Annotated in this window: 23 protein-coding genes and 1 other RNA gene; 12 read left to right on the plus strand and 12 right to left on the minus strand. The window is 50.6% G+C overall.

The genetic code is table 11. The features are described from left to right. On the minus strand, positions 1 to 1,131 hold the full coding sequence (tgt, locus tag ACMGDE_RS13430) for a tRNA guanosine(34) transglycosylase Tgt (RefSeq protein ID WP_436833322.1): 1,131 nt from the start codon (positions 1,129 to 1,131) through the stop codon (positions 1 to 3). A 54-nt stretch (positions 1,132 to 1,185) separates the two neighbouring features. Between tgt and ACMGDE_RS13435 the strand changes: the two genes are divergently transcribed. Beyond that, the gene (locus ACMGDE_RS13435; protein ID WP_436833323.1) at positions 1,186 to 2,328 is read left to right on the plus strand and encodes a glycosyltransferase; all 1,143 of its coding nucleotides are present in this window, start codon (positions 1,186 to 1,188) and stop codon (positions 2,326 to 2,328) included. After that, positions 2,319 to 2,963, plus strand: coding sequence for a 16S rRNA (guanine(527)-N(7))-methyltransferase RsmG (gene rsmG, locus ACMGDE_RS13440; protein WP_436833324.1), 645 nt, complete (start codon positions 2,319 to 2,321; stop codon positions 2,961 to 2,963). Before ACMGDE_RS13435 ends, rsmG begins: the two co-directional genes overlap by 10 nt. A 17-nt stretch (positions 2,964 to 2,980) precedes the next feature. Here rsmG and ACMGDE_RS13445 read toward each other — a convergent pair whose 3' ends face one another. Then, complete coding sequence (locus ACMGDE_RS13445; RefSeq protein WP_436833325.1) at positions 2,981 to 3,490, minus strand: DinB family protein; 510 nt, start codon at positions 3,488 to 3,490, stop codon at positions 2,981 to 2,983. Between the two features lie 109 nt (positions 3,491 to 3,599). Here ACMGDE_RS13445 and dprA point away from each other — a divergent pair, with 109 nt between their 5' ends. From dprA to accD, 3 genes are all read left to right on the plus strand, one after another. Continuing rightward, entirely contained in the window at positions 3,600 to 4,694 is a 1,095-nt protein-coding gene (gene dprA / locus ACMGDE_RS13450) for a DNA-processing protein DprA (RefSeq protein ID WP_436833326.1), read from the plus strand. 78 nt (positions 4,695 to 4,772) lie between these two features. Continuing rightward, positions 4,773 to 4,871: signal recognition particle sRNA small type (gene ffs, locus ACMGDE_RS13455), an RNA gene on the plus strand. A gap of 88 nt (positions 4,872 to 4,959) precedes the next feature. Beyond that, positions 4,960 to 5,802, plus strand: a complete 843-nt coding sequence (gene accD / locus ACMGDE_RS13460) for an acetyl-CoA carboxylase, carboxyltransferase subunit beta (RefSeq protein WP_436833327.1) — start codon at positions 4,960 to 4,962, stop codon at positions 5,800 to 5,802. Here accD and ACMGDE_RS13465 read toward each other — a convergent pair. Then, entirely contained in the window at positions 5,795 to 6,145 is a 351-nt protein-coding gene (locus ACMGDE_RS13465; protein ID WP_436833328.1) for a hypothetical protein, read from the minus strand. The genes accD and ACMGDE_RS13465 overlap by 8 nt on opposite strands. Positions 6,146 to 6,271: 126 nt before the next feature. Between ACMGDE_RS13465 and ACMGDE_RS13470 the strand changes: the two genes are divergently transcribed. After that, entirely contained in the window at positions 6,272 to 7,240 is a 969-nt protein-coding gene (locus tag ACMGDE_RS13470) for a M23 family metallopeptidase (RefSeq protein ID WP_436833329.1), read from the plus strand. 74 nt (positions 7,241 to 7,314) lie between these two features. Further along, positions 7,315 to 7,650, plus strand: coding sequence for a MerR family transcriptional regulator (locus ACMGDE_RS13475; protein ID WP_436833330.1), 336 nt, complete (start codon positions 7,315 to 7,317; stop codon positions 7,648 to 7,650). On the opposite strand, the gene fbp is transcribed toward ACMGDE_RS13475, so the two are convergent. The 3 genes from fbp to ACMGDE_RS13490 all read right to left on the minus strand — a co-directional run bounded on the left by fbp (position 7,624) and on the right by ACMGDE_RS13490 (position 10,010). Beyond that, positions 7,624 to 8,673 carry a class 1 fructose-bisphosphatase gene (gene fbp, locus ACMGDE_RS13480; protein ID WP_436833331.1) on the minus strand — a complete coding sequence of 350 codons (1,050 nt, stop codon included), beginning with the start codon at positions 8,671 to 8,673 and terminating at the stop codon, positions 7,624 to 7,626. The genes ACMGDE_RS13475 and fbp overlap by 27 nt on opposite strands. 108 nt (positions 8,674 to 8,781) lie before the next feature. Beyond that, positions 8,782 to 9,276, minus strand: a complete 495-nt coding sequence (locus ACMGDE_RS13485) for a metallophosphoesterase family protein (protein ID WP_436833332.1) — start codon at positions 9,274 to 9,276, stop codon at positions 8,782 to 8,784. Positions 9,277 to 9,299: 23 nt separating this feature from the next. Further along, on the minus strand, positions 9,300 to 10,010 hold the full coding sequence (locus ACMGDE_RS13490; RefSeq protein WP_436833333.1) for a tRNA1(Val) (adenine(37)-N6)-methyltransferase: 711 nt from the start codon (positions 10,008 to 10,010) through the stop codon (positions 9,300 to 9,302). A 96-nt stretch (positions 10,011 to 10,106) separates the two neighbouring features. Between ACMGDE_RS13490 and hutH the strand changes: the two genes are divergently transcribed. Continuing rightward, entirely contained in the window at positions 10,107 to 11,672 is a 1,566-nt protein-coding gene (gene hutH, locus ACMGDE_RS13495) for a histidine ammonia-lyase (RefSeq protein ID WP_436833334.1), read from the plus strand. Here hutH and ACMGDE_RS13500 read toward each other — a convergent pair. The 3 genes from ACMGDE_RS13500 to alaS form a co-directional block, all read right to left on the minus strand. After that, the gene (locus ACMGDE_RS13500) at positions 11,648 to 12,361 is read right to left on the minus strand and encodes a response regulator transcription factor (protein WP_436833335.1); all 714 of its coding nucleotides are present in this window, start codon (positions 12,359 to 12,361) and stop codon (positions 11,648 to 11,650) included. The two genes, hutH and ACMGDE_RS13500, sit on opposite strands and share 25 nt — an antisense overlap. 101 nt (positions 12,362 to 12,462) lie before the next feature. Beyond that, on the minus strand, positions 12,463 to 13,563 hold the full coding sequence (locus tag ACMGDE_RS13505) for a redoxin domain-containing protein (RefSeq protein ID WP_436833336.1): 1,101 nt from the start codon (positions 13,561 to 13,563) through the stop codon (positions 12,463 to 12,465). 15 nt (positions 13,564 to 13,578) lie between these two features. After that, positions 13,579 to 16,197, minus strand: coding sequence for an alanine--tRNA ligase (gene alaS / locus ACMGDE_RS13510; RefSeq protein ID WP_436833337.1), 2,619 nt, complete (start codon positions 16,195 to 16,197; stop codon positions 13,579 to 13,581). Between the two features lie 228 nt (positions 16,198 to 16,425). Between alaS and ACMGDE_RS13515 the strand changes: the two genes are divergently transcribed. From ACMGDE_RS13515 to ACMGDE_RS13530, 4 genes are all read left to right on the plus strand, one after another. Then, on the plus strand, positions 16,426 to 17,040 hold the full coding sequence (locus ACMGDE_RS13515; protein WP_436833338.1) for a sigma factor-like helix-turn-helix DNA-binding protein: 615 nt from the start codon (positions 16,426 to 16,428) through the stop codon (positions 17,038 to 17,040). After that, the gene (locus tag ACMGDE_RS13520; RefSeq protein ID WP_436833339.1) at positions 17,037 to 17,771 is read left to right on the plus strand and encodes a DUF3307 domain-containing protein; all 735 of its coding nucleotides are present in this window, start codon (positions 17,037 to 17,039) and stop codon (positions 17,769 to 17,771) included. Before ACMGDE_RS13515 ends, ACMGDE_RS13520 begins: the two co-directional genes overlap by 4 nt. A gap of 73 nt (positions 17,772 to 17,844) precedes the next feature. Next, positions 17,845 to 19,161 carry an OmpA family protein gene (locus tag ACMGDE_RS13525; protein ID WP_436833340.1) on the plus strand — a complete coding sequence of 439 codons (1,317 nt, stop codon included), beginning with the start codon at positions 17,845 to 17,847 and terminating at the stop codon, positions 19,159 to 19,161. A 186-nt stretch (positions 19,162 to 19,347) separates the two neighbouring features. Further along, a complete protein-coding gene (locus ACMGDE_RS13530; RefSeq protein ID WP_436833341.1) occupies positions 19,348 to 21,105 on the plus strand; it encodes a DEAD/DEAH box helicase in 1,758 nt (585 codons plus the stop codon). A gap of 95 nt (positions 21,106 to 21,200) precedes the next feature. On the opposite strand, the gene ACMGDE_RS13535 is transcribed toward ACMGDE_RS13530, so the two are convergent. From ACMGDE_RS13535 to ACMGDE_RS13545, 3 genes are all read right to left on the minus strand, one after another. Continuing rightward, a complete protein-coding gene (locus tag ACMGDE_RS13535; protein ID WP_436833457.1) occupies positions 21,201 to 22,577 on the minus strand; it encodes an MFS transporter in 1,377 nt (458 codons plus the stop codon). A 136-nt stretch (positions 22,578 to 22,713) separates the two neighbouring features. Continuing rightward, on the minus strand, positions 22,714 to 24,120 hold the full coding sequence (gene uxaC, locus ACMGDE_RS13540) for a glucuronate isomerase (RefSeq protein ID WP_436833342.1): 1,407 nt from the start codon (positions 24,118 to 24,120) through the stop codon (positions 22,714 to 22,716). Between the two features lie 14 nt (positions 24,121 to 24,134). Continuing rightward, entirely contained in the window at positions 24,135 to 25,502 is a 1,368-nt protein-coding gene (locus ACMGDE_RS13545) for a tagaturonate reductase (RefSeq protein WP_436833343.1), read from the minus strand. Positions 25,503 to 25,517: the final 15 nt, after the last annotated feature.

Raw genomic sequence — 25,517 nt, forward strand, 5'->3', positions numbered from 1 at the left:
CTATAATCTTACGTCCAATTGCTTGACCATGCTATTTTTCCATTCGCGAAAATCGCCCGCGATGATGTGCTTACGGGCTTCCTTGACCAACCACAGGTAAAAGTGCAGGTTGTGCAGCGATGCGATCTGCGCGCCGAGGATTTCCTGCGAACGGATGAGATGCCGCAGGTAGGCTTTGCTGTATGCCCGATCGGCAAGCAGGTCGCTCTCGGTGTCGATGGGCGAGAAATCGCTCTCCCATTTTTTATTTTTGATGTTGATGATGCCCTGCCGCGTAAACAGCATACCGTTACGTGCGTTACGTGTAGGCATTACACAATCAAACATATCAATGCCCAATGCGATATTCTCCAAAATATTGACTGGCGTGCCCACGCCCATCAGATAACGCGGCTTTTCGGGCGGCAGTATATCACACACCACTTCGGTCATGGCATACATCTCTTCCGCCGGCTCGCCCACGGAGAGTCCACCAATGGCATTGCCATCGCGGCCGAAGGAGGCGATGGCTTCGGCCGATTTTTCGCGAAGGTCCCGATATACCGAACCCTGCACGATGGGAAACAGGGTCTGCTCATAGCCATATAACGGCTCGGTCGTATCAAACCGCTCGCAACAGCGTTTGAGCCAGCGGTGCGTCATATCCGCCGACTGCTTGGCATACCGATAGTCACAGGGATAAGGTGTGCATTCGTCAAACGCCATCACGATATCGGCGCCTATAATGCGCTGTGTATCCATCACATTTTCTGGTGTAAAAAGATGTTTTGAGCCGTCGATATGTGAGCGGAAGGTCACTCCTTCTTCGTTGATCTTGCGGACCTCGGTAAGCGAATATACCTGATATCCCCCACTGTCGGTCAGTATCGGCCGATCCCATCCGTTGAACCGGTGGAGGCCACCGGCCTGTTGTAAGACATCCAAACCCGGCCGCAGGTAGAGGTGATAGGTGTTGCCAAGGATAACCTGCGCATCGATTTCGTTTACCAATTCGTGCTGGTGCACGGCCTTGACCGTACCCGCAGTACCCACCGGCATAAAAATGGGGGTTTCGATGGTGCCATGGGCGGTCTCTATGGTGCCTGCACGAGCCTTAGATTGGGTATCTTTTGTCTTGAGGGTAAACTTCATTCTGCGCAAAAATAGGAAAAACAACGGGATAAAAAGCTATCTTTGGCGACAGCTATGGATATGTTCGACCCCTTCACCGACGTTGCTTTTTTATCCTTATTCGGGATATGTGGGCTGCTCCTGGTCTTCCAACTGTACTTTCTGCTGTTTGTTTATGGCAAGCTGACCATCTACAAAATACTGGCGAAAAGAAATGATACCGCCACACCTCCCCTGTCCGTCATTATCTGCGCCCGCAATGAGGAGCAAAACCTGCGGCAAAACCTACCGAGCATCCTTGCCCAGGACTATCCGAATTTTGAAGTCATACTGGTGAACGACTTTTCGGAAGACGACACGAAATGGCTTTTGAAGGAACTGTGCACGCAGCATAAACACCTGAAGGTAGTAGAAATCGCCGAGCATGTGCGTCTCAAACACGGGAAAAAGTTTGCCGTTACCTTAGGTATCAAAGCCGCCCAACACGAACTGCTGGTGTTTACCGATGCCGATTGCGTACCGCAGTCAGACCAATGGCTGCGGCACATGGCCGACGGATTTATCGGCGGCGAGGAAATCGTGCTCGGTTATTCGCCCTATGTCAAAAAGCCCGGCCTATTGAATACATTGATCCGCTTCGAAACGTTTCATACCGCCATGAGCTACCTCTCCTACGCACGCAAAGGAAGGGCCTATATGGGCGTGGGGCGCAACCTCGCATACACCAAAAGCTTATTTTTCAGGGGAAAGGGATTTGCCTCGCACATGCACATTGCCTCGGGCGACGACGACCTCTTTGTAAACGAAAACGCCACGCCCCATAACACCGCCATCTGCATCCATCCCGAGGCACAGGTATGGAGCGAACCGAAGGCCACCTTTGCGGCCTACTCCCGGCAGAAGACACGACATGCAGGAGCCTCGAAAGCGTACAAAGCTTCACACCGAAGGATGCTGGCCACGCAGGTCATCACCGCACTTTTGTTCTATCTATTTTCCATCGCCACCGTAATCGTATTCCCGCAATATTGGTATGCAGTAGCAGGAATCTACCTTTTCAGGTTATTGGTGCAGCTCATCATCTATTATCCGATCATGAAGAAACTCCAAGTAAGCAGACTAATCTGGATGCTGCCGCTGCTGGATGTGATGTATTATGCATATATCTGTTTCAATGGCTTTTTTGCATTATTTAAAAAAGAAGTGAAATGGAAGTAACCCTCAACCCACCTGTTGACATCATCTACCGCTATTTCCCGAAGCTATCCAGCAAACAGCGCGAGCAGTTCCGGCAGCTGGGCGAGTTATACCCGGATTGGAATGCGCAGATCAACGTCGTCTCCCGTAAGGATATCGATAGCTTATACCTACATCATGTGCTGCATTCACTGGGTATCGCCAAGTTTACCAACTTTGTAGCCGGCACGCGGATATTGGACGTAGGTACAGGCGGCGGCTTTCCGGGCATTCCGTTGGCGATAGCCTTTCCGGATGTGCACTTCCACCTGGTGGATTCCATCGGCAAGAAAATCAAAGTGGTGCGAGAGGTGGCGGCAACCATCGGACTGGAAAATGTGGAGGCCGATCATATCCGCGCGGAGCAATTAGACGAGCGGTATGATTTCGTGGTATCGCGCGCGGTCACCCGGCTGATTGATTTTTATCCTTGGGTGAGCAATAAATTCCTGAAAAAAGACAAGAATGCCATTCCCAATGGCATCCTCTACCTCAAGGGCGGCGACCTGCGGGAAGAAATCCGTGAAACCCGGCTACCCGCCGAGGTATACCCGCTGTCCGATTATTTCGAAGAAGCGTTTTTCGAAACAAAGCACTTGGTATATATCCCGGTTTAAAACAACTATCCAAACGATTATTGCGAGAGAATCCGGACCGTAACCAATAGCTGCCCAACGTGCCGTTGCGTATGTTCCGCTGCATGGAACAACAGGTCGATGAGCGTGGTCGGTATGCGTTTCCGGCCCAGGTATCGGGTATCGGGCAATACAGCTTCGTCCGTTTCTTTCAATTGGGTGATCGCCGTACCTACTTGTCGCTGAAAAGCGGCGACCAGATCAGCAGCGGTAGTACCGGGTGCATCCTGCCCTTCCGCCCGGAGGTATGCAAACTGCTCCTCGGACAATGATTTATCTAAGGCGTAGGTAAACATCCGATCGATCACTCCGGTGATATGCTGCACATGAAAACCCACAGAAGCCATCCCTGCGGGCTTGTCCCATAGTCGGCTATCGTCAAAGCCTTCCAGATAGTGTGCTACTTCCTCGCTTGCTTGCAGCAGGGCATGCGCGACGGGCTGTAACAACGGTGGCACGTCGGCAATGGGACCCCGCATCCAGACTTCGGGGTGTTGGAATTCGTTCATTAACGTCAAAAATACGACAAACTTAACAACATATGATTTGACAACATAAAATATTAATTTGCTTATTTCAATCGCAATCAAATCCATTTTTTTTATCTTCGCATATCGAATGAGCCTACTACACCAAATTGCATTGACCAAGGTAACGGGAATTGGCCCTGTGCTGGGCCGGCACCTGATCTCCCACTTTGGGAGTGCGGAGGCGGTGTTTGCCGCCTCCAAAAAGGAACGCATGGCAATCCCGGGCATCGGCCATCGGCTGGCGGATGCTATCGGAGAAGCCGATGTCTTCCACGAGGCAGAGAAGGAGCTCTGTTTTGTGGAAAAACACCACATCCAAATACTTTCATGGGATGACAAAGGCTACCCAAAGCGGCTGGCGGACTGCCCCGATGCCCCACTGCTGCTTTATTTCAAAGGAAATACCGACTTGAATGCACCGCGCATCATCAGCATCGTGGGCACACGCAACGCCACCTCTTATGGGAAATCCATCTGCACCGCATTTATTGAGGCGCTCCTGCCTTACAACGTCACCATCATCAGTGGTCTTGCCCATGGTATAGATAGCCACGCCCACCGGAACGCCCTTGGCCATGGAATACCGACTGTCGGCGTGCTGGGACATGGTCTCGATCGCATCTACCCGGCCACAAACCGGGAGATGGCGGCAAAAATGCTCGACCGCGGGGGCCTGCTCACGGAGTTTCCTTCGGGCACTAATCCGGATAAGCAGAACTTTCCGATGCGCAATCGGATCATTGCGGGATTGGCCGATGTGACCATCGTGGTGGAGGCTGCGGCCAAAGGAGGGGCACTCATTACCGCCGAAATCGCCAACACCTACAACCGCGACGTATGTGCCTTTCCGGGAAACCTGAATCAGGATTTTTCAGCGGGGTGCAACTACCTCATCAAAACGCACCGCGCACACATGATCACCAGTGCAAAAGATTTGGAATACCTCATGAATTGGGAAGTGGAGGTCTCACCTCCGGAATCCAAGCAGCTTCAATTGCCGATATCGCTTGATGCATCAGAGCAGCAAGTCTATGAGACCATCCAAGCGGCAGGGACGTTGGCGATAGACGACCTATCGCTGCACCTTCGATGGCCGCAAAGTAAACTCGCCATCACCTTGCTTGAAATGGAGCTGAAAGGCGTTATCGTGGCGTTGCCGGGCAAGGTGTACCGGATACAATAAATAGTGTTGTATATCAGCCATCTGGAAAGCAATCATTTTTTTATTGGTCATTACCGCAATTTTTGCTACTTTTGCCGTGGGTAAGTCTTTTACGACCAGCTCCCCGAGAATCCCCCAGGGTGGGAACGCAGCAAGGGTGTCGGGTTGTAGCGGTGCGATAAAAGTAGCTTACCCATTTTTTATTTTTCATCATTGCATTCGCGCAACTATTCTTGCATCTTCACACAAGTTTACCTAAGTTTGCACCCCATATATAACGATTGGCATGAGTTGGTTTAGACGTGAAAAGGCCGGAATCAGTACGGCTACCGAGCACAAAAAGGAAGCGCCAGATGGTCTTTGGAATAAGTGCCCTTCCTGCAAAAAACCGTTGCTGAACATCGAACAGATCGAGAATAAGTATGTGTGCCACTACTGTGGCTACCACCTTCGCATCGGCTCCGCCGCCTACTTCGCCATTTTGTTTGACGACAATCAGTTTACCGAGCTATTCGCCAACTTGCGGTCCGGCGATCCGCTCCAGTTTGAAGATACGAAGAAATATACCGAACGGCTGGAAGAAAGCTATGCCAAAACGGGGTTGAACGACGCTATCCGCTGCGCACACGGCAAAATAGATGGGCAAGACCTCGTATTGGCTTGTATGGACTTCACGTTTATCGGAGGCTCCATGGGCTCGGTGGTCGGAGAAAAAATTGCCCGCTCCATAGACTACTGCATACAACATCGCATACCGTTCATGCTGATCTCCAAATCAGGGGGTGCGCGCATGATGGAAGCGGCCTTTTCCTTGATGCAGATGGCCAAGACGTCTGCCAAATTAGCCCTACTAGCCGAAGCGAAAATCCCGTATATATGTCTCTTGACCGACCCTACCACCGGTGGCGTGACCGCATCTTACGCCATGTTGGGCGACATCAATATCGCCGAACCCGGTGCGCTCATCGGCTTTGCGGGTCCACGGGTCATCAAGGAAACAATTAAAAAGGACTTGCCGAAAGGATTTCAGACATCTGAATTTTTACTCGAGCACGGGTTTCTCGATTTTATCGTTGATCGGCGTCAGCTCAAGCAAAAGGTGGCCTTGTTTCTCAGCATGCTCAATTAATGCGGAACCGGAAATAATGCCTGAATGACCAGGGCCTGCGATACCGTAGGTATTGCAAGTCTTTATCATGGATATAGGCCTCGCGCTCAAACGAAATCCCGCGGTAGGCGCGATCAAGCTGCCTATATTGGATAAGTCTCAACAGGAATTCAAAAAGGTACAGCAGGTAGAATCCGACCACCAATAACTCGACTGCCTGCCGGAAATGGATCCGCTCGTGGTTGATCAGGTAAACATCAGCCCGTAAACGCTTACTTTTCAAGAAAATAAAGGGAAACACCAATACCCCTTGCGCAAAACCGAAACCAAAAAGTGAAGTCAACAAGCGGCTTATTACGATCATCAAACACAAAAGTCGGTATCATGTTTTGATTTTTAACATTTTTTTACATATTTCGTTTGTCCAAACTGAGTACCTTTGCATCGAACTCCGTATAACCCCATGTTAAACTGATCGGAACCCACGCGAATGGCGAAAACGAAGTACCATTACAATTCGCATACACTGAAGTATGAGAAAGTCAAAACAAGCGCGAGGACCTGGGCTTTGCGTATACTTGGGTTTCTCACCAGCTCTTTCGCCTGCGCCGTCTTCTTTTTCTATCTGAGTTTCACATTTATTGATTCGCCTGGGGAAAAACTGCTTCAGCGAGAACTTGATCAAATGGCGCTGCAGTATAACATCACGCAAGAACGCCTGAAACAGATCGAAGCGGCGCTAGAAAATATGCAGCATCGAGACGACCATATCTACCGAGTCATCTTTGAGGCGGAGCCCATCGATGCGGACATCCGTAAGGCAGGCTTCGGCGGTGTCAACCGCTACAAAGACTTGGAGCAATTCAGCAATTCGGATCTGATGATCGAAACCGCCAAAAAACTCGACTATATCTCCAAAGCACTATATGTGCAATCGAAATCTTACGACGACCTGACCGAGATGGCAAAATCGAAAACGGAAATGATGGCCAGCATACCGGCTATCCAACCAGTAGACAGCCGAAAGATACGTGGAGGCATCTCAGGCTTTGGAATACGGATCCATCCGATTTATAAGATACGGAAGATGCATGCGGGGATCGATTTTACGGCTCCTGTAGGTACGCCTATCTATGCGACCGGAAATGGCAAGGTGGAGGCCGCAGGCCCGGATAGTGGCTATGGTCGCCGGGTGATCATTGACCACGGGTATAGTTATAAAACGCTCTATGGCCACATGAGCAGGTTTACGGTCAAAGCAGGCCAGCAGGTACGGCGTGGCGACCTCATCGGCTATGTCGGAAGTACGGGCACATCGACAGGGCCGCACCTGCATTATGAAGTACACAAAAATAATAAACCCATAAATCCCATCAATTTCATTTACAATGACCTTACGCCTGCTGAATACGTCGCGATCCTGAAGGCTGCTTCTCAAGAAAATCAGTCGTTTGACTAAGCGGCGACACCGCGCTTAAAACTGCGATAAGGTTTTTGTATGATAATTGACCGGGAATTGTATCTTTGCGTAGCATGCCATACAAAGAGCGCGAAATAAACAAACTCTACTACACCATGGGCGAGGTGACGGCCATGTTTAGCGTCAATGCGTCGCAAATACGGTTTTACGAGCGCGAATTTGACATCATCCAACCCAAAAAGAACAAAAAAGGCAATCGCCTATTTACCCCTGATGATATTGCCAACTTGAAAATCATCTTCCACTTGGTCAAAGACAAGGGATACACGCTGCAAGGTGCCCGCGACTACCTGCGGAACAACAAAAGCGAGGCCCGTGAAAACCAGCGTGTGATCGACTCCTTGGAGCGCCTCAAGACCTTTTTACTCGAAGTGCGCGACAGCCTCTAACCCGCCAGCGCCTGCTGTTCGCCCGATACTCCCTACGAATTCTTCCACCTTTTCGACCATTTCGGCATTGCCGATAAAGATCGGTGTGCGCTGATGCAAGTGTTGAGGTTGAATATCCAGTATCCGGCGGCAACCGTCAGTAGCCTTGCCCCCGGCTTGCTCCACGATGAATGCCAATGGATTGCATTCATACATCAGCCTTAATTTTCCCTCCGGGTGGGACAACGTGGTTGGATAGAGGAAAACCCCGCCTTTGATGAGGTTGCGATGAATATCGGCGACCATAGATCCGATATAGCGCGAGATAAACGGTCGTTGCGTAGCTTCGTCGTTTACCTGGCAATATTTAATATAATCTTTTACTCCCTGTGGGAATTTGACGTAGTTACCTTCGTTAATCGAATAAATCGTCCCATTGCTGGGTATCTGCATATCCGGATGGGACAAGCAAAATTCGCCGATTGACGGGTCGAGCGTAAAGCCGTTTACCCCCCTGCCGGTGGTATACACCAACATGGTGGACGCGCCGTAGACAACATAGCCCGCGGCCACTTGATGAGTACCCTTTTGGAGGACCTCCTCCAGCTGTACCGGTCCCGTAGTGGCAATACGGCGGTAAATTGAAAAGATCGTGCCTACGGACACATTGACATCGATGTTTGATGACCCATCCAACGGATCGATGCACACGATATATTTGGCGTTTTTTGATATTTCAGAATGGATAAACACACACTCATCATGTTCTTCGGACGCTACCACACAACACTCTCCCCCACTACGCAACGCAGAGACAAACTGCTCATCGGCATATACATCCAGTTTTTTCTGTCCCTCGCCTTGGATGTTTACCGTACCATTGTCACCAAGAATGTCGACAAGCCCGGCCTTGTTGACCGCCCGATGAACGATCTTGGCAGCAATGCCGATATCGCGCAAAAGTCTCGACAATTCGCCTTTTGCATATGGAAAATCGGCCTGTTTCTCGATAATGAACTGGCCAAGGGTAGTCACCTTTGTCATGGTAAAAATTGGGTTAGTGTATTTTATCTATTTCTTTAACAAGTCAAAAATACCTATACTAAACCATATCGACAATGATTTTAAAAAAACTTAGTGTAAAACCATCCTTTACCGTCCTGCTAGCTCGATGACTTCAAGATGTTCGATGCGACTGTCGTGAATGCTAAATCGTAAAAGCGTACGAACCTGATGCCACCCTTGTTTTCCGGCTGCGCCGGGGTTGAGATGAAGACATTGTAACTTTTGATCATACATCACCTTGAGGATATGCGAATGCCCGCAAATGAACAGTTTAGGGGGGTGATGAAGGATCTCCGGCCTTACCTGCGGACTATAGCGACCGGGATAGCCTCCGATATGGGTCATCCATACATCCACCGCCTCACAGGTAAAACGGAGGTGCTCCGGGTATGTTTTGCGGATGTCCGCGCCGTCGATATTCCCATAAACCCCTTTCAGCGGCTTAAAAGCGGCCAGCGTATCGGCCACGGCAACATCTCCGAAATCGCCCGCATGCCATATTTCATCACAGGATTCGAAATGCCTGAAGACAGCCTCGTCAACGTATCCGTGTGTATCCGAAAGCAATCCGATCTTGATCATCTTATGCTATTACTATCACGTTATTAAAACGCCAGAAAAAAATCGCTGAGCAGCTTGCGGTATGCCTGGCTATAAACCCCCTTCTCTTCGTAGATCACCAATTCTTGATCGTCCCATGGGCTGGCCAACGGTGCCTTTCCGATGGCCAGCATGCGCCGTATGACTGGGGTGGTACCAAATGAACGGATATCCACCGCCCCCTGCACGGTCATGCCGTATTGATTTTCGGCCAGCAGGCGCACCGTATCAGCCAGCGACACCGGAAGGATCACCTGCAAACTCCCTTGTGGTGTCAGCCATTGGACCGAACAGGCTAATAACTGCATAAAAAAGGTTCTATCCGTATGCCGGGCGACTCGCTTGCGTGCATCATGGTTTTTGAGTGAGTCCAAAAAATAGGGTGGATTCGACACCATCAACTCGTAGGATTGCCGGGGTGTAAAATCCGCCAACGCGGTAGCATGGGTGTCTACCCGTCTTGCAAATGGCGAGGCTTCAACATTTTTGCTGGCGGCATGAGCAGCGATGGCGTCGATTTCGATCGCATCGACAGCAGCAAGCGGGAACCGCTGTGCCAACATCAGCGCAATGACCCCTGTACCGGTCCCGATATCGAGGATGCGTTGAGGAGCGGTAACCGCCGCCATGGCACCCAGCAACACCCCGTCCGTATTGATCTTCATCGGGCAACCTTCCTGATCGATATCAAACTGCTTGAATCGGAATACTGACATAGCGCTCCCCAAAGTTAATGGAATATTTCAAGGTCGGCAGTGGATATTTCTGATTTGATTTGATAAAGTCGTGGATAGTTCCGAATATTGGCTTGGATGAAACATTTTCGATACGGCACCGATAAGTTAACCGTCGGAGCAGCGATGGCGCTTACCCACGGTCAACTACGCGGCGCATTATCTGCAAAAACCCGCCACAAGGTAGACGAATCTGCAAGCTTTGTGGACGAGATCCTATCCCAAGACACGGTTGTATATGGCATCAATACGGGGTTTGGTCCGCTGTGCGACACCATCATTTCAGCGGCGGATACGGCCAACTTGCAGCATAACCTGCTCAAAAGCCATGCGGTGGGTGTAGGCAACCCTATTCCGATGGCCATTGCCAAAACCATGATGATCATGAAGGTGCAGTCTTTGGCTCAAGGGTACTCCGGTGTCCGGCTGCGCACGCTTGAACGCATCATCCGAATGGCCGAGCAGCATATTATCCCGGTGGTGCCTGAGCAAGGTTCAGTAGGTGCCTCTGGCGACCTCGCCCCTCTTTCTCACCTCTTCTTGCCGCTTATTGGACTTGGCGAAGTCTATTATCAGGGTAGCATTCTGCCTGCTGAGGACGCGCTGCGTGCCGAAGGGATGCTACCGCTTCAGCTGGCTCCCAAGGAAGGGCTGGCGTTGATAAATGGTACGCAATTTATAGCAGCGCATGCCGTACATGCCCTGTATCGCCTCCATAATGCGCTTGACGCCGCGGACATCATCGGTGCCATGTCACTCGAAGGATTGATGGGCTCCTATAAGCCTTTTGACGCCCGATTGCATCAAATCCGTCCCTTTCCGGGCAATCAAATGGTGGCGCACCGCCTATGGGAACTGCTGCATCGATCGGAAATCGCCAACTCCCATCCGGATTGCGGACGGGTACAGGACCCCTATTCGCTGCGTTGTATGCCACAGGTACATGGGGCTTCGCGCACCGCATGGCTTCACCTCAAGACGCTTACCGAGATTGAAATCAATGCGGTCACCGATAATCCGATCATATTGGGCGCGCAAGATACCATCAGTGGCGGAAATTTTCACGGGCAACCCCTGGCGCTTGCCCTCGACTATGCCACGGTAGCGGCTGCAGAGCTGGGCAACATTTCTGACCGCAGGTGCTACCTGATCATCGAGGGCCGGTATGGCCTTCCAAAGCTACTCATTCAGGATGCCGGATTAAACTCCGGATTCATGATACCACAGTATACCACAGCGGCGCTGGCTTCTGAAAATAAAGCCTTATGCTTTCCGTCGAGCGCCGACAGTATCCCAACCTCCCTGGGGCAGGAAGACCACGTATCCATGGGCGCGATCAGCGGACGCAAACTGAATAAGGTAATTGATAACCTGGAATATATTTTGGCTATCGAGCTGTTATATGCCGCACAGGCCCTGGATTTCCGTCGGCCACTCAAATCATCAGCGGTATTGGAGGCCTGTCATGCGCTGGTAAGAACCGAAGTGCCCTTTACCGAACAGGATCACATCTTTGCTTATGACATCAAAAAACTCCACCAACTGATCAGCAGTGGGCGCCTGGTAAATGAGGCCAACCAAGTCGCCGATGCTACTGACTGCCCGCTCCGCAAAACAGTTTATGAAGACTTCAACATTTCCTGATGGTCAGCTTCGAACTTATATCCCACCCCCTTCACCGTAGAGACGTAGGTTTCGCCAATCTTTTCACGAAGCTTGCGGATGTGGACATCGATCGTGCGGTTGGTCACCACGACGGAGTCTTCCCAGATATTTTTGAGAATAACCTCACGGGTATATACCTTGCCGGGCTTGGATGCCAATAGGTAAAGCAATTCGAATTCTTTTTTTGCTAAGACGATCTTTTCGCCGTTTTTGAATACCAAGAAGGCTTCTCTGTCGATGACCAGGTTAGAAATCTCCAGCTTGTCATTGGGCAGCTCCTCGCTCTGCGCGTTGCGGCGGAGGATGGCGTTGATGCGGCTTAGCAGTGCACGCGGCTTGATGGGTTTGGCAATATAGTCGTCGGCACCGACGTTGAACCCGGCAATTTCGGAATATTCTTCGCTGCGGGCAGTTAGGAATACCATGAATGTGCTTTTAAACTCTGGCATCGCACGCATAATGCGGCAAGCTTCTATCCCATCCATCTTGGGCATCATCACATCGAGGATGATCAAATCCGGCATGATCTTCTTGGCGGTGGATACGGCTTCCTGCCCATTGGATGCGGTGTACACTTGATAGCCCTCGCGTTTGAGATTGTAGGCGATCAACTCGACGATATCCGGCTCATCGTCTACCACCAATATCTTTTGTTTTGCAGTGCTCATGGTGTTATTTTTTGCTAAAGTATGTACTTAATGACAAATATTGGTTAACCCAATATTAATAAATCGTTAAACAACAATCAACCTTTAACATAAAGGAAGCACTAATCCAACGTTTTCTTCAAGAAGGCTTCCAGCTCCGGTCCCCTCAGGTTCTTTGCGGTGATCAGGCCCTGCGGGTCCAACAGGTATGACGTCGGAATGGCTTGGATACGGTACAGACCTACCACCGCACTGCCCCATTGCTGCAAATCGGAAACCTGTGTCCACTCGAGCCGATCATCTTGGATGGCGCGCATCCACGCGCCGGGATTACCATCCAACGATACCCCTAAGACCGTAAACCCTTTATCCTTGAATGCATGGTACTGCTTGACGATATTGGGATTTTCCTGCCGGCAGGGCACGCACCACGACGCCCAGAAATCCACGAGGGTATACTTGCCTTTGAAGTCGGAGAGCTTGACGGGCTGGTTATTAGGTGTGAGCGACTCAAAATCAGGCGCAGGCTGGCCGACAGCAAGCCGCTTCAACCGGGCCATCTCTTCCAAAAACTGCCGCACGCGCGCATTGTCATCCCACCGGCCCGCAATACGGTCGGCATAGGCGATCAACGCGGCTTCGGCCTGCTCCGGGTCGAGCGTTGTCATGGCGTAAAAGCCGGCCAAATCATCGTGTTGATTGGCAAACTGTAAGGTAGCGTCTGTATATTCCTGTACGCGCTTGCGGTACGTTTCTAGGAATTGCTGCCGGAGGTTCATCAGCGCCGTATCGTCCAGCCCTACTGCCTCACGTGCAAATGACTCCTCCAGCGACGCTTCAAAACCTTCCTTTTCCGCAAGCGTGCCCGCGAAGCTTTTTATTTTTTCAGACAGTGGGGAGCCCGTCACCTCATACGTATGACTCGCTTGCATCAGATCGGCCCTGAAGGTCACCTGATCGCCGTTTTGCAAGATGAGATGATACCTGTTCTTTCCAGCCTCCAAGGTGAGCAGCCGCGGATGGGATGCCGCACGGCTCAACTTGAACTCGCCCCTTTCGTTGAGAAACACCGAATCCAGTTTTCGATCGCCCTCGTACAACAATACGGTGTTCGTGCCACCGGCATTGGCCACCTGACCATCAATCGTAAACGTTTCATTGCTCGTGCAAGCCGCGAAAACCAACACGATCCATCCCAACAGGATGACAGCTCTATTCCTCATGTTCAATACCCTTTCTTACTGGTGTATATATGTTCTTGCCTTCGCTAGCGCTCCCTCCAAACCCTGCACATCTTTGCCGCCCGCGGTCGCGTAGAACGGCTGCCCCCCGCCGCCGCCCTGTATTTCTTTGGCCAATTCCCGCACGATGGTGCCCGCATTCCAACCACGTTCTGTCACCAGGCTGTCCGAGATCACCACAGTGAGCCCGGGCTTCCCGTCTACTTCGTTGCCCAGTACGAGAAAGAGGCGTTCCAATTGTCCTTTTAGCCCGTAAGCAAGCGTCTTTACGGCATCGGCATTTGGTAGGTCTACGCGCGCAATGACAAACGCCACCCCATCGATGATCTCGGCCTCAGCGGCGAGTTTGCCCGTTAATTGGAGCGCTTTATCGGCGGTAGCGCGCTCAACCTCTTTCTTCAGGGCACTGTTTTCCTCCAGCAGCCGATCAACAGCTGACACCACATCCTTGGGGTTGTTGAGCAGTCCCCTCAGCTTGCCCATCACTTCTGTCTGCTCGTATACGAACTGCGCTGCATGGCTGCCCGTAATGGCCTCTATGCGCCGCACCCCTGCCGCCACTGCGCTTTCGGCAACCAGCTTAAAAAAACCGATTTGCCCGGTGGCACGGACGTGCGTACCCCCGCATAATTCTTTTGAAAATTGTTCGCCGAACGTGATCACACGTACCCGATCGCCATATTTTTCACCAAACAACGCCGTTACACCGGCATCAATGGCCTGTTGGAAGGGTACGTCCCGTTCTTCCTTGAGCGGAATGTTTTCGCGTATTTTGGCATTTACGAGGCGCTCGATTTGCAAAAGCTCATCGTCGCTCACCTTGGCGAAGTGCGAAAAGTCAAACCGCAGATAATCAGCATTGACCAGCGATCCTTTTTGGTTAACATGGCTGCCCAGCACCTGTTTGAGCGCCGCGTGCAGCAAGTGGGTAGCAGAATGGTTACGTTCCGTTTCAAGCCGTTTGGCGATGTCTACCGTGGCCACGAAGGTACCACGCAGTTCCTGAGGCAGCGCCGGTGTATAATGCACAATGAGTCCATTTTCTTTCTTGGTATCCGTGATGATGAGCTGCGCATTACCCTCCGGGGTCACCAACATACCCGTATCGCCCACCTGTCCGCCACCTTCGGCATAGAATGGCGTTGCCGCCAGCACCAACTGGTATTGGTCTTTACCCTTGGCACTCACCTTCCGATACTTGAGGATTTCGGTTTCACATTCCAATTGATCATACCCGACGAACGCCACCTTGTCGCCCTCCTGTAGCACCACCCAGTCACCCGTGTCGATGGCCGTAGCCGCCCGTGACCGGGTTTTCTGCGTTTCCAGTGCCCGCTGGAATCCGGGCATATCTACTTCCATCTGCTTTTCCCGTGCGAGCAGCTCGGTCAAATCAATGGGGAAGCCGAATGTGTCGTATAGTTCAAAGGCGAAATCGCCTGTTATCGATTGGTTTTCGGCAGCGTAAGCCTCAAACCGCTGTACACCGATGACCAAGGTACGCAGGAAAGCCTGCTCTTCTTCCAACACGACCTTCTGCACAAATTCCTGTTGGGCGATCAATTCATTAAAAACACCGTCGAATTGCTTCGCCAGCAAGGGCACCAGCTCGTGTAAAAAGGGTTCTTTGAAATGGAGGAAGGTGTACGCATACCGGACCGCGCGCCGCAGGATACGGCGGATGACATATCCGGCCTTGTTGTTTGAGGGCAGCTGACCATCGGCGATCGCGAAGCTGATCGCGCGGATATGGTCTGCCAATACCCGCATGGCGATATCTGTTTGTTCATTGCCGCCATATGGCACACCTGCCCGGTCGGCGATGTATCCGATAATGGGCTGAAACACGTCCGTGTCATAGTTGGAACCCTTGTGCTGGATGACACGCACCAACCGTTCGAACCCCATACCGGTATCCACGTGCTTGGCCGGCAGCGGCTTCAATGAGCCATCCTTTTGCCGGTTGAACTGCATGAATACTAAGTTCCATACCTCAATAACCTGTGGATGGTCTGCATTGACTAAGGTTTTACCGTCTATTGCTTGGCGCTCGGCATCGGAACGGCAATCCACGTGGATTTCCGAACAGGGGCCGCAGGGACCCATGTCGCCCATTTCCCAAAAATTATCTTTTTTATTGCCTAATAGGATACGGTCTTCGTTGATAAACCCTTTCCAAAAACCAAAGGCCTCCTCATCTTTGGGCAAGCCATCGGCCGCATCGCCCTCGAAAACAGTCACATACAACCGGTCTTTATCGAGCTGGTATACCTCGGTGAGAAGTTCCCAACTCCAGGCGATGGCTTCTTTTTTGAAATAGTCGCCGAAACTCCAATTGCCCAGCATTTCGAACAGCGTGTGGTGGTAGGTATCGATCCCCACTTCCTCCAGGTCGTTGTGCTTGCCCGATACGCGGAGGCAGCGTTGGGTATCGGCCACACGGGAATATTGCGCACGCGCTTCTCCTAAAAAAATATCCTTAAACTGATTCATACCGGCGTTGGTAAACATCAACGTAGGATCGTTTTTGATCACTACGGGAGCCGATGGTACAATTTGATGACCTTTATCGTTAAAGAAAGCCAAAAAGGCTTCGCGGATTTCCCTGCTTGTCATTGAATAAAAATGCTTGATCTTTTTGCGCAAACTTAGTCAAAATTGCCTGCTTATGCAATTATCCCAACAGGTGCTGCGGCGCGGGACGATCAGCAAAATATCCAGTCCAAGGCAGATAAATATAATTATCTGTTTATAGGCAGATAAATAAAAAAATATGCTTTTAGACAGATATTTTGGATTTTGTCGCTTCGTTGCATTACCTTTGCACAGACCAATTGCGATACGATGATAGGTGTCATAACCGGAGATATTGTAAATTCCAGAAAGGTTGCCAATCCGGATGAATGGTTATCAAAGCTAAAAACAGCTTTTTCCAATCTCGGATCGCCCCCAAAAACATGGGAAATCATTCGCGGCGACAGTTTTCAGGCGGAAATCGTCCAAGCTCAAACCGCGCTCAGAGAAGCCTTATATATCAAAGCCTTGGTCAAATGTATCGCCGGCTTAGACGTACGGATGGCCATCGGTGTTGGCAGCAAGACCTACGATGCACCGAAAATCAGTGAGGCAAACGGTGAAGCGTTTGTGCACTCTGGCCGGTTATTTGATCAATTGAAAAAAAACACATTGGCCCTCAAATCGCCTTGGCAGGAAGTCGACAAAGCCATCAACACCTGCTTGGAACTGGCGTTGCTGACCATGGACCGTTGGACACCCAACTCTGCTGAAATTGTCGTGCTTTCCATGCAAAACCCGGACAAGACCCAATCGGAATTGGGCAGCATGATCGGAATCAGCCAAGGCCGGGTAAGCGAGCGGCAGCAACGCGCCGGGTATGAAGAGATCATGAAAATGGAAGCTTATTTCAGGGAACTGGTAAAACAAAAGACAACCGGATGAATTTATTTTTAACGCTGCTGCTGGCACATATCATCGGCGATTTCTGCCTTCAACCCGATAGTTGGGTGGCCGACAAACGACGGCACAAATACCAATCGAGCAGGCTTTACATTCACCTCCTGGTCCATGCAGCGTTATTGGCCGTGTTTCTTGGTTTCAATACCGCCTATTGGGCAGGTTTTATCTTCATCATCATCTCACACTATGTATTCGATGTGGCCAAACTCTATGCAGAGAATAGCAAAAATGCGCTATATTATTTTTTGCTGGATCAAGCGCTCCACATCGCGGTACTTGCCCTCGTAACGCATTGGTATCAACCGTTCGACCTTGCTTGGGCAACCCATTTTTTCGCCGATCATCTGGGCTTTATAACCGCATTGGCATTGGTCATTTTTGTACCCGCCATACTTGTTAAAATGATGATCGCCCAATGGCGCCCCCAAACACAGGATATCCAACAGGACGCCTTGTTCTCGGATGACGAATCACTGATCAAAGCGGGGCGGTTTATCGGCATACTGGAGCGTCTCTTTGTCTTCCTATTTATCGTCATCGATCACTGGGAAGCCGTTGGCTTCCTGTTGACTGCCAAATCTATTTTCCGGTTTGGTGATTTACGGCAGGGAAAAGACCGGAAACTTACGGAATATGTCTTGATCGGCACGTTGCTCAGTTTTGGCAGCGCCATCCTGATCGGGCTAGGTTATCTGTACTTCTCGTATGGTTAGCCCAAAACGGATAAATTAATTTACTTTGTCACGTCGAAAACATCAAAACTATCGTATAACATAATTACAAAACATGAACATGAACGTAATGAAAGCAGGAATGCTTGCAGCAGCAGGTATACTCGCCACCACGCAGCTTACCGCGCAAACCACCCCCAACGAGGTTAAACCATTTGCGCCTGAATCCGAATACCGGACATGGTCCATCGGCGCCCATGTGGGACTGCTCAACCAGTCTAACCTGATCGGCATACGCCGCAGGTTTGATCAGGTAGAACATAATCTTGGATACGGCCTGTACGTAAAACGGCAGATCCTACCCGGCTTTGGTGTCCAAGCCGAATATACCGGCGGTACCGTCGCAGGCGCTTATAAAGACAATGACAATGCCTTTGAAACCAAGCTGCCTTGGTCGGTAGCCCTATCGGCAAACGTCACGTTGGCCAACATTAACTGGCGGCATCATCACGGCATCATCAAGCCTTACCTGAATGTGGGCCTGGGTGCGCTGGGCTTTGAGCCGACCGCTGAGATAAACGGAACCACTACGACCAGCGAACCGACTACCGAGCTTTTCGTTCCGGCAGGATTGGGACTGAAATTTGCCGTAGCCCCGGATATCAGCATCGACCTGGGGTACCGGATGAGCTTGGTACAATCGGCCAACTTCGATGGGGTAACTACGGGCGGATCGAAGGACATCTTCTCTTATACCCATCTTGGTGTTGAATTCGCACTGGGTGACAAGACCAAACCGTTTCTAGGAAACAGCAATCCGGTATCTGGCATGCAAGCCGAATACCTGGCGAAATACGACGAACTGTTGGCGCAGAAGGAGGCTTTTGAAGCGCAGAAAGGGGCTAACGAAAAACTGCAAGCGGAAGTTGAGCGGCTATATGCAGACCTCGCAGATGATGACGGGGATGGCGTAGCCAACCGATATGACAAATGCCCGGGAACGCCTGAAAAAACCAGCGTGGACGGTGCAGGCTGTCCTCTACCCGCACCTAAGCCCGTGGTGCAGCAGGTGGTGGTTACCGACGAAGATCGCCGTGTGGTAGACGAGGCCATTCAAAACCTGGAGTTCGATTTAGGGAAATCTACCATACGTCCTAATTCATACCCCAGCCTCAATAAGGTTGCGGCCCTGCTGATCGAAAAGAACTTCAGCCTTAAACTGGCCGGCCATACTGACAACACAGGTTCGATGCAAACCAATATGCGCCTTTCTAAAGAACGTGCTGAGGCAGTAAAGGCTTATTTGGTGAGCAAGGGCGCCAATGCTTCGCGTATCGAAGCCACCGGGTACGGCCCAACGCAACCCATCGCCGGCAACAATACGGCGTCAGGCCGCCAGAAAAACCGCCGGGTAGAGTTTACGCTTTATTAAGCAAAAAGTTAAAAACCAAAAATAAAAAATCGAAAAGTCGGTCCTGAATAATCAGACCGGCTTTTTTTATGATGAGTATCGCTTTCTATCATTTTTTGCTTTTCACTTTTAAATTTTGATTTTCAATAAATTAACCCTACCTTTGCACCGCCTTAGGCAATAGTGCCTATTGTATATAAAATATTCATGAACCCATTTATTGAACTGGGGATCCGTCATGATATTGTTAATGCCATCACAGAGTTAGGATTTGAAAAACCTACTCCCATTCAGGAACAAGCCGTTCCCGTACTTTTGACAGGCAGCAACGATTTTGTCGGATTAGCCCAAACCGGTACCGGCAAAACCGCAGCTTTCGGCCTGCCATTGTTAGAATTGTTGGACTTTTCGCAGAAACACCCGCAGGCACTCATTTTGTGCCCCACGCGTGAATTGTGTTTGCAAATTTCCAAAGACATTGAGAAATACGCAAAAAATCTTCCTGATGTACATGTCGTCGCCGTATACGGCGGTGCAAACATCAGCGACCAACTGCGTCAGATACGGCGTGGGGTGCAAATTGTAGTTGCCACTCCCGGACGTATGCTCGATATCATTGGCCGAAAAGCCATTGACTTTTCTAATGTGCGTTATGTAGTGCTGGATGAAGCCGATGAAATGCTCAACATGGGCTTTCAGGAGGACATCAACAATATCCTGTCTACTACTCCAGAAGAGAAGAAAACATGGCTGTTTTCAGCCACCATGCCTGCTGAAGTGCGGCGGATTGCCAAAAAATACATGACCGATCCGCATGAGCTCACCATGGGTACCAAAAACACCGGCAACGAAAACATCGAGCACCACTATTATGTGGTGCGTGCCCGTGACAAGTACGATGCATTCAAACGCATCGTCGATTCCAATCCCGAGATTTTCGGCATTGTATTTTGCCGCACCAAAATCGAGACACAGGAAATTGCTGAGACGCTGATTAAAGACGGCTACAATGCCGATGCACTGCACGGCGACCTGTCGCAGCAACAGCGAGACAAGGTGATGAAACGCTACCGTGACCGCAGCTTGCAGTTGCTCATTGCCACAGACGTAGCCGCGCGCGGCATCGACGTAAACAACGTAACGCACGTGATCAACTTCTCCCTGCCCGACGAACTCGAAAATTACACCCACCGAAGCGGCCGTACGGCCCGTGCCGGAAAAACAGGTATTTCCATATCGTTGGTCAACCTGAAAGAACTGGGCAAGATCCGCCAAATTGAGCGGGTAATCGGCAAGCCATTTGTCAAAATGGATGTGCCTAAAGGTGAGGCTGTCGTTGAAAAGCAACTCTTTGCCCTGATCAATAAGGTGAACCAAGTGGCTGTAAAGGATGATCATATCGATCGGTACTTGCCTAAAATCATGGAAAGCTTCGCCGAATTGAGCAAAGAAGAAATCGTTAAACGGTTTGCTTCTCTTGAATTCAGCCGGTTTTTGGAATATTATCAAAACGCACCTGACCTCAACGTGGATGCTCATGAGGCACGAGGCGAGCGCACCGGAAGAAGCGAGCGCAGCGGCCGCGATGCATACCGGTCAGACTATACCCGCCTGTTTATCAACGTTGGCGCGGTAGACGATTTCACCCGTGGGGATATCCTGGGCTACATCTGCAACGCCACGAACATCAGTGGAAAGGCGATCGGCAAAATTGACCTCAAAGGCGTATTCACATTTTTTGAAGTCGAGCATTCATCCGTGGATAAAGTGTTCAAGGGTTTTCAAAACGTCGATTTCAACGGACGGAGCGTACGTGTGGAAAATGCGGGCGAAGATCGCGGCGACAGCCGAGGAGAGCAACGCAACCGATCGTTCCGCAATGGTGACGGCGGCCGCAAACGGCGTGATGAAGGGGGAAGTTCCCGTAATTTTTCAGGAAAACGACGGGAAAAAAGCCGTTGGTAGACCATAACGCCTGAGGTACTATTTCTCATGGTTTCAAAAAAGAAGGGCTTGCCGGTGATACCGCAAGCCCTTTTTGTATCGTATGCGTTTACCGGTTACTTCAGGTCAACCAGCTTCATCTTTGGCACGAGCGACTTCATGATGGCCCACGCGATCAAATAGGCGACCGCACAGATGGAAAACATGATGGTATACCCTGTGTGGATATCGTTCAAAGCAGCGTAGTGGTCGAATACGGCGCCTCCTAGCTTACTCATCACCACACCGCCCAGGCCACCTGCCATGCCGCCGATACCGGTTACAGAGGCCACGGTAATCTTGGGAAACATATCGGATACGGTGGTGAAGATATTAGCCGACCATGCTTGGTGAGCAGATGCGCCGATACCGATCAATACCACGGGAATCCAGTAACTAATGCCACCCAATGGCTGCGCGGCAAACACGACCAACGGGAACAATGCGATGATCAGCATCGCCTTCATGCGCCCGTCATAGGGGGTATATCCCTTGTTGATGTAATACTTGGGAAACCATCCGCCGCCGATACTGCCGAACATGGTCATGCTGTAAAGCACGGCAAGCGGCAGCATGATGGCTACCCCTTCCATACCATACTGTGCCTTCAAATACGCGGGCAACCAGAACAGGAAAAACCACCAAACCCCATCCGTCATGAATTTGCCGATGGCAAATGCCCAGGTTTGCCGGTAGCTCAACAACCGGATCCAGGGCACCCGCTCGGCTTTTTCCGCTTCCTGGTCAGCAGGTACTTCCACCGCTTCTACATCGCTTTGGATGTATGCGAGCTCGGCAGCCGACAGTCTTTTTTGTTTCTCCGGCTTTTCGTAAAACCAAAACCAGAAGATGAGCCAAAGAAAGCCGACGGCACCGATGGCGATGAAGGTGCTCTGCCATCCCCAATGATAGGCCATCCACGGCACCGTCAGCGGGGCAAGGATGGCGCCTACATTGGAACCTGAATTGAATATCCCCGTGGCAAACGAACGGTCTTTCTTCGGGAAATACTCAGCCGTAGCCTTGATGGCTGCGGGGAAGTTTCCCGATTCGCCAAAGCCGAGAAACGCCCTGGCCACGATGAAGCCTACCACGGATACGGATAAACCCGAAACACCAATGACACCGAGAATAGCTACCGTGCCTTCTCCAAGGGGAATGGCGATGGCGTGGAGGATTGCGGCAACAGACCAAATAATAATAGCCAGCGCAAACCCCCATTTGGTACCCAGGCGGTCAATGATGCGCCCGGCAAACAGCATGGATATCGCGTAGATGAACTGAAATGCGGCAGTAATGTTAGCATAGTCGGTATTCGTCCAATTGAACTCTTCTTCGAGTGTAGGTTGAAGCAGGCTAAGTACCTGCCGATCTAAATAATTGACGGTCGTAGCAAAAAACAACAATGCACATATCGTCCATCGGTACTTGCCTACTGGCTGTAGTGATGTCATCATAATACGTATTAAAGATGATTAGATTTATACCGCGTAAACGTTTACGCCTTCCAAATATAGAAAGACTTGATTAATTGCCTGCCTTTCCCGATGGAAATTTTGCGAAATCGTTTTCGTAACGGCCGAAGCACTGTTATCCGTCCCAACCGAAATATCGGCTGGCATTGTGATAACAAATATCTTGTATGAGCTGTCCGATCCACTCCCGGTCATCCGGCAGCTCGCCATTTTCGACTTCCGTACCGAACAGGTCACATAGCAGCCTTCTGAAATATTCATGCCTCGGAAACGAGAGAAAGCTCCGCGAATCGGTGAGCATACCGACAAACCGGCTCAATAAGCCCATATTGGACAAGGCATTGAGTTGCTTAGTCATCCCGTCCTTTTGATCCAGGAACCACCAGGCCGAGCCAAACTGGATCTTTCCTGGAAAAGACCCGTCATTGAAGTTACCGATCATTGTGGCCATCAATTCATTGTCGGTAGGATTGACGTTGTAGAGAATGGTCTTGGCTAATTGATCACGGCTATCCAGTCGATTCAAAAATGTTGAGAGCGCCCGGCCCTGACTGAAATCACCGATGGAATCCCAGCCGGTATCCGGTCCGAGCGTGCTCATCATGCGCGAATTGTTGTTTCGCAAGGCCCCCAAATGGTATTGTTGTACCCAGCCGTTCGCGGCATCCCACTGCGCAAACAGCAGCAGCATGGCCGACCTGAATTTCCGGTGCTCCATCGCTGACACCGCCTCGCCTGTCAGCGCCTTTTCGAAAATACGGTTGATTTCGTCATCGGTATAGTCTTCTGCATAGATCTCCTCCAATCCATGGTCAGATACCCGGCAACCCATAGCGCCGAAGAAATCATGCCGTTGCTGCAATGCACCTACGAAGTCATCAAAGGTGGCGATTGAACGTCCCGCAGCAGCGCCTAAAGCGACCACATAATGACCGAACTTCGCTAAGTCACTTAGGTTCATGGCCGCATCGGGCCGAAAGGCTGGGAAAACCGGGATTTCGTACCCCTCCTGCTGCAACTGCCGATGAAAATTAAGCGTGTCCACAGGATCATCTGTCGTGCAGATGACCTTCACGTTCATTTTCCGCAGCAAGCCCCTCACCCGGTACTCCGGTGTTTGCAGCTTTTCCCGTGTCTCGTCAAAAATCCGGTCGGCGGTCTGCGGGCTCAGCAGGTCGGTTATTCCAAAATAGCGCTGCAATTCAAGATGGGTCCAGTGATACAAAGGGTTCCGCATGGTATAAGGCACGGTTTCGGCCCATTTACGGAATTTCTCCCGATCGGACCGATCGCCTGTAATATAGCTTTCATCCACCCCATTGGTGCGCATGGCGCGCCATTTGTAGTGATCCCCATTGAGCCATACCTGGGTCATGTTTTCAAATTGCGTGTTTTCAGCGATCTGCTGGGGCGGCAAATGACAGTGGTAGTCGATAATGGGCATATCGGCGGCGTATTCATGATACAAGTGCTGCGCCGTCTTTGAATGCAACAAAAAGTGTTCGTCTAAAAATTTTTTCATGATAATCGTAAATGCTAAACCGCCTCCTTTTCGTTCAAAAGATCAATTACCTCCAACGCATTTTGCGTGCGCAACTGATCCAAATATTGCTTGACCATCGTTAAAAAACCAGCAAACCACTGCAAATCAGCTGCCCAATCCGTGGGTAGTTGATCAGCCTGCGCTGTTTCCATGAATTGCAAATATCCTGCAAAGCCCAATGCCATATAATGAGGTATCTTGTCAAACTGGCGGGCATACCTTTTCAAGGTGGCCATGTTCCGAACGTGCATTTTCAATGTGTAATTCGTGCCAATGCTTAACCATTGATGATGGAGGTAAGGGTTACTGAACCGATCAACCACATGTTCGGCAAATTCCGAGGCCGCTTCTTCACTGATTCCTTCAGCTACCAAAGTGGGGACGATCTCCCTATTCATCAGTTGCTTTACATAGGTCAAAAACACTGGATTGACCATCGCTTCCCTTACCGTACCAAAACCTGCTAGCATGGCCAGTCCGCATGCAAACGTGTGGCTCCCGTTGAGCAAGCGCAGCTTCAGTTCTTTGAACGTTTGAATATCCCGGGTGATCACTACCCGTTTATCAATCCGGGCAAAAGAAAGCGCCTCCGACACACGCACATGGGACGACTCGATGGCCCAAAGGCAAAAAGGCTCGGCCATAATGGCCAACTCATCTTGGTATCCTAAGCGACTTTCAGCCTGTTTCCGCTCGGCTTCTCCCAAACTACCCGGCACAATCCGATCAACCAATGTATTACAAAAATGATTGGATGTGCGTACCCAGCCGATGAAATCCGACCCCATTTGATGGCGCTCGGCCAGCGCGATCACGATCCGTTGCAATGCTTCCCCATTTTTGTCAATGAGCTCTGTAGGGAGGATCACCATTCCCTTGTCTTCCGCCCCACTGAATGCCCGGAACCGCTCATATAAAATTGCGGTCAGCTTGCCGGGGAACGATGCCGGTGGCGACGCAAATGGATCATCCTGCTCGTCGAGCGCAATCCCCACCTCCGTGGTGTTCGAAATGACAATTTCCAGTTCGGGACTTTTGGCACCGTTCAGAACAGTCGCCCAATCACCCGCGGCAGACACGACGCGGCTGATCGCGGAAATCAACAGCGCTTCCTGCACATCGGCGCCCTTTTCAACCCCTTTGATGTGAAGCGTATATAAATTATCCTGTCTATCAAACTTGTCCGTACCTCCGGTGTCGGTAGATTTAACCACCAGGATACGTCCGCCGAATATGCCCGCCCGGTTGGCTTTTTCAATGAAATAATCCGGCAATCCGCGGAGCAGTACGCCCGTACCGAATTGAAGCACTTTTTCCGGATAGGGCACCACAGTGACCAACTGCCTATTCAATACACTCATTTGATGAATCCTATA

Source organism: Parapedobacter brassicae (genome assembly GCF_051400755.1).
Taxonomy (GTDB): Bacteria; Bacteroidota; Bacteroidia; order Sphingobacteriales; family Sphingobacteriaceae; genus Parapedobacter.

Excerpts from the sequence above, each read along its gene's own strand:
- dprA (WP_436833326.1), top strand. The coding sequence starts at position 3,600 with ATGAGCCTACTACACCAAATTGCATTGACCAAGGTAACGGGAATTGGC.
- ACMGDE_RS13475 (WP_436833330.1), top strand. The coding sequence starts at position 7,315 with ATGCCATACAAAGAGCGCGAAATAAACAAACTCTACTACACCATGGGC.
- ACMGDE_RS13515 (WP_436833338.1), top strand. The coding sequence starts at position 16,426 with ATGATAGGTGTCATAACCGGAGATATTGTAAATTCCAGAAAGGTTGCC.
- uxaC (WP_436833342.1), bottom strand. The coding sequence starts at position 24,120 with ATGAAAAAATTTTTAGACGAACACTTTTTGTTGCATTCAAAGACGGCG.
- fbp (WP_436833331.1), bottom strand. The coding sequence starts at position 8,673 with ATGACAAAGGTGACTACCCTTGGCCAGTTCATTATCGAGAAACAGGCC.
- ACMGDE_RS13465 (WP_436833328.1), bottom strand. The coding sequence starts at position 6,145 with ATGATCGTAATAAGCCGCTTGTTGACTTCACTTTTTGGTTTCGGTTTT.
- hutH (WP_436833334.1), top strand. The coding sequence starts at position 10,107 with ATGAAACATTTTCGATACGGCACCGATAAGTTAACCGTCGGAGCAGCG.
- ACMGDE_RS13535 (WP_436833457.1), bottom strand. The coding sequence starts at position 22,577 with ATGACATCACTACAGCCAGTAGGCAAGTACCGATGGACGATATGTGCA.
- ACMGDE_RS13530 (WP_436833341.1), top strand. The coding sequence starts at position 19,348 with ATGAACCCATTTATTGAACTGGGGATCCGTCATGATATTGTTAATGCC.
- ACMGDE_RS13490 (WP_436833333.1), bottom strand. The coding sequence starts at position 10,010 with ATGTCAGTATTCCGATTCAAGCAGTTTGATATCGATCAGGAAGGTTGC.
- ACMGDE_RS13500 (WP_436833335.1), bottom strand. The coding sequence starts at position 12,361 with ATGAGCACTGCAAAACAAAAGATATTGGTGGTAGACGATGAGCCGGAT.
- ACMGDE_RS13545 (WP_436833343.1), bottom strand. The coding sequence starts at position 25,502 with ATGAGTGTATTGAATAGGCAGTTGGTCACTGTGGTGCCCTATCCGGAA.
- ACMGDE_RS13520 (WP_436833339.1), top strand. The coding sequence starts at position 17,037 with ATGAATTTATTTTTAACGCTGCTGCTGGCACATATCATCGGCGATTTC.
- ACMGDE_RS13470 (WP_436833329.1), top strand. The coding sequence starts at position 6,272 with ATGGCGAAAACGAAGTACCATTACAATTCGCATACACTGAAGTATGAG.
- rsmG (WP_436833324.1), top strand. The coding sequence starts at position 2,319 with ATGGAAGTAACCCTCAACCCACCTGTTGACATCATCTACCGCTATTTC.
- ACMGDE_RS13445 (WP_436833325.1), bottom strand. The coding sequence starts at position 3,490 with ATGAACGAATTCCAACACCCCGAAGTCTGGATGCGGGGTCCCATTGCC.
- accD (WP_436833327.1), top strand. The coding sequence starts at position 4,960 with ATGAGTTGGTTTAGACGTGAAAAGGCCGGAATCAGTACGGCTACCGAG.
- ACMGDE_RS13505 (WP_436833336.1), bottom strand. The coding sequence starts at position 13,563 with ATGAGGAATAGAGCTGTCATCCTGTTGGGATGGATCGTGTTGGTTTTC.
- alaS (WP_436833337.1), bottom strand. The coding sequence starts at position 16,197 with ATGACAAGCAGGGAAATCCGCGAAGCCTTTTTGGCTTTCTTTAACGAT.
- ACMGDE_RS13485 (WP_436833332.1), bottom strand. The coding sequence starts at position 9,276 with ATGATCAAGATCGGATTGCTTTCGGATACACACGGATACGTTGACGAG.
- ACMGDE_RS13525 (WP_436833340.1), top strand. The coding sequence starts at position 17,845 with ATGAACATGAACGTAATGAAAGCAGGAATGCTTGCAGCAGCAGGTATA.
- ACMGDE_RS13435 (WP_436833323.1), top strand. The coding sequence starts at position 1,186 with ATGGATATGTTCGACCCCTTCACCGACGTTGCTTTTTTATCCTTATTC.
- tgt (WP_436833322.1), bottom strand. The coding sequence starts at position 1,131 with ATGAAGTTTACCCTCAAGACAAAAGATACCCAATCTAAGGCTCGTGCA.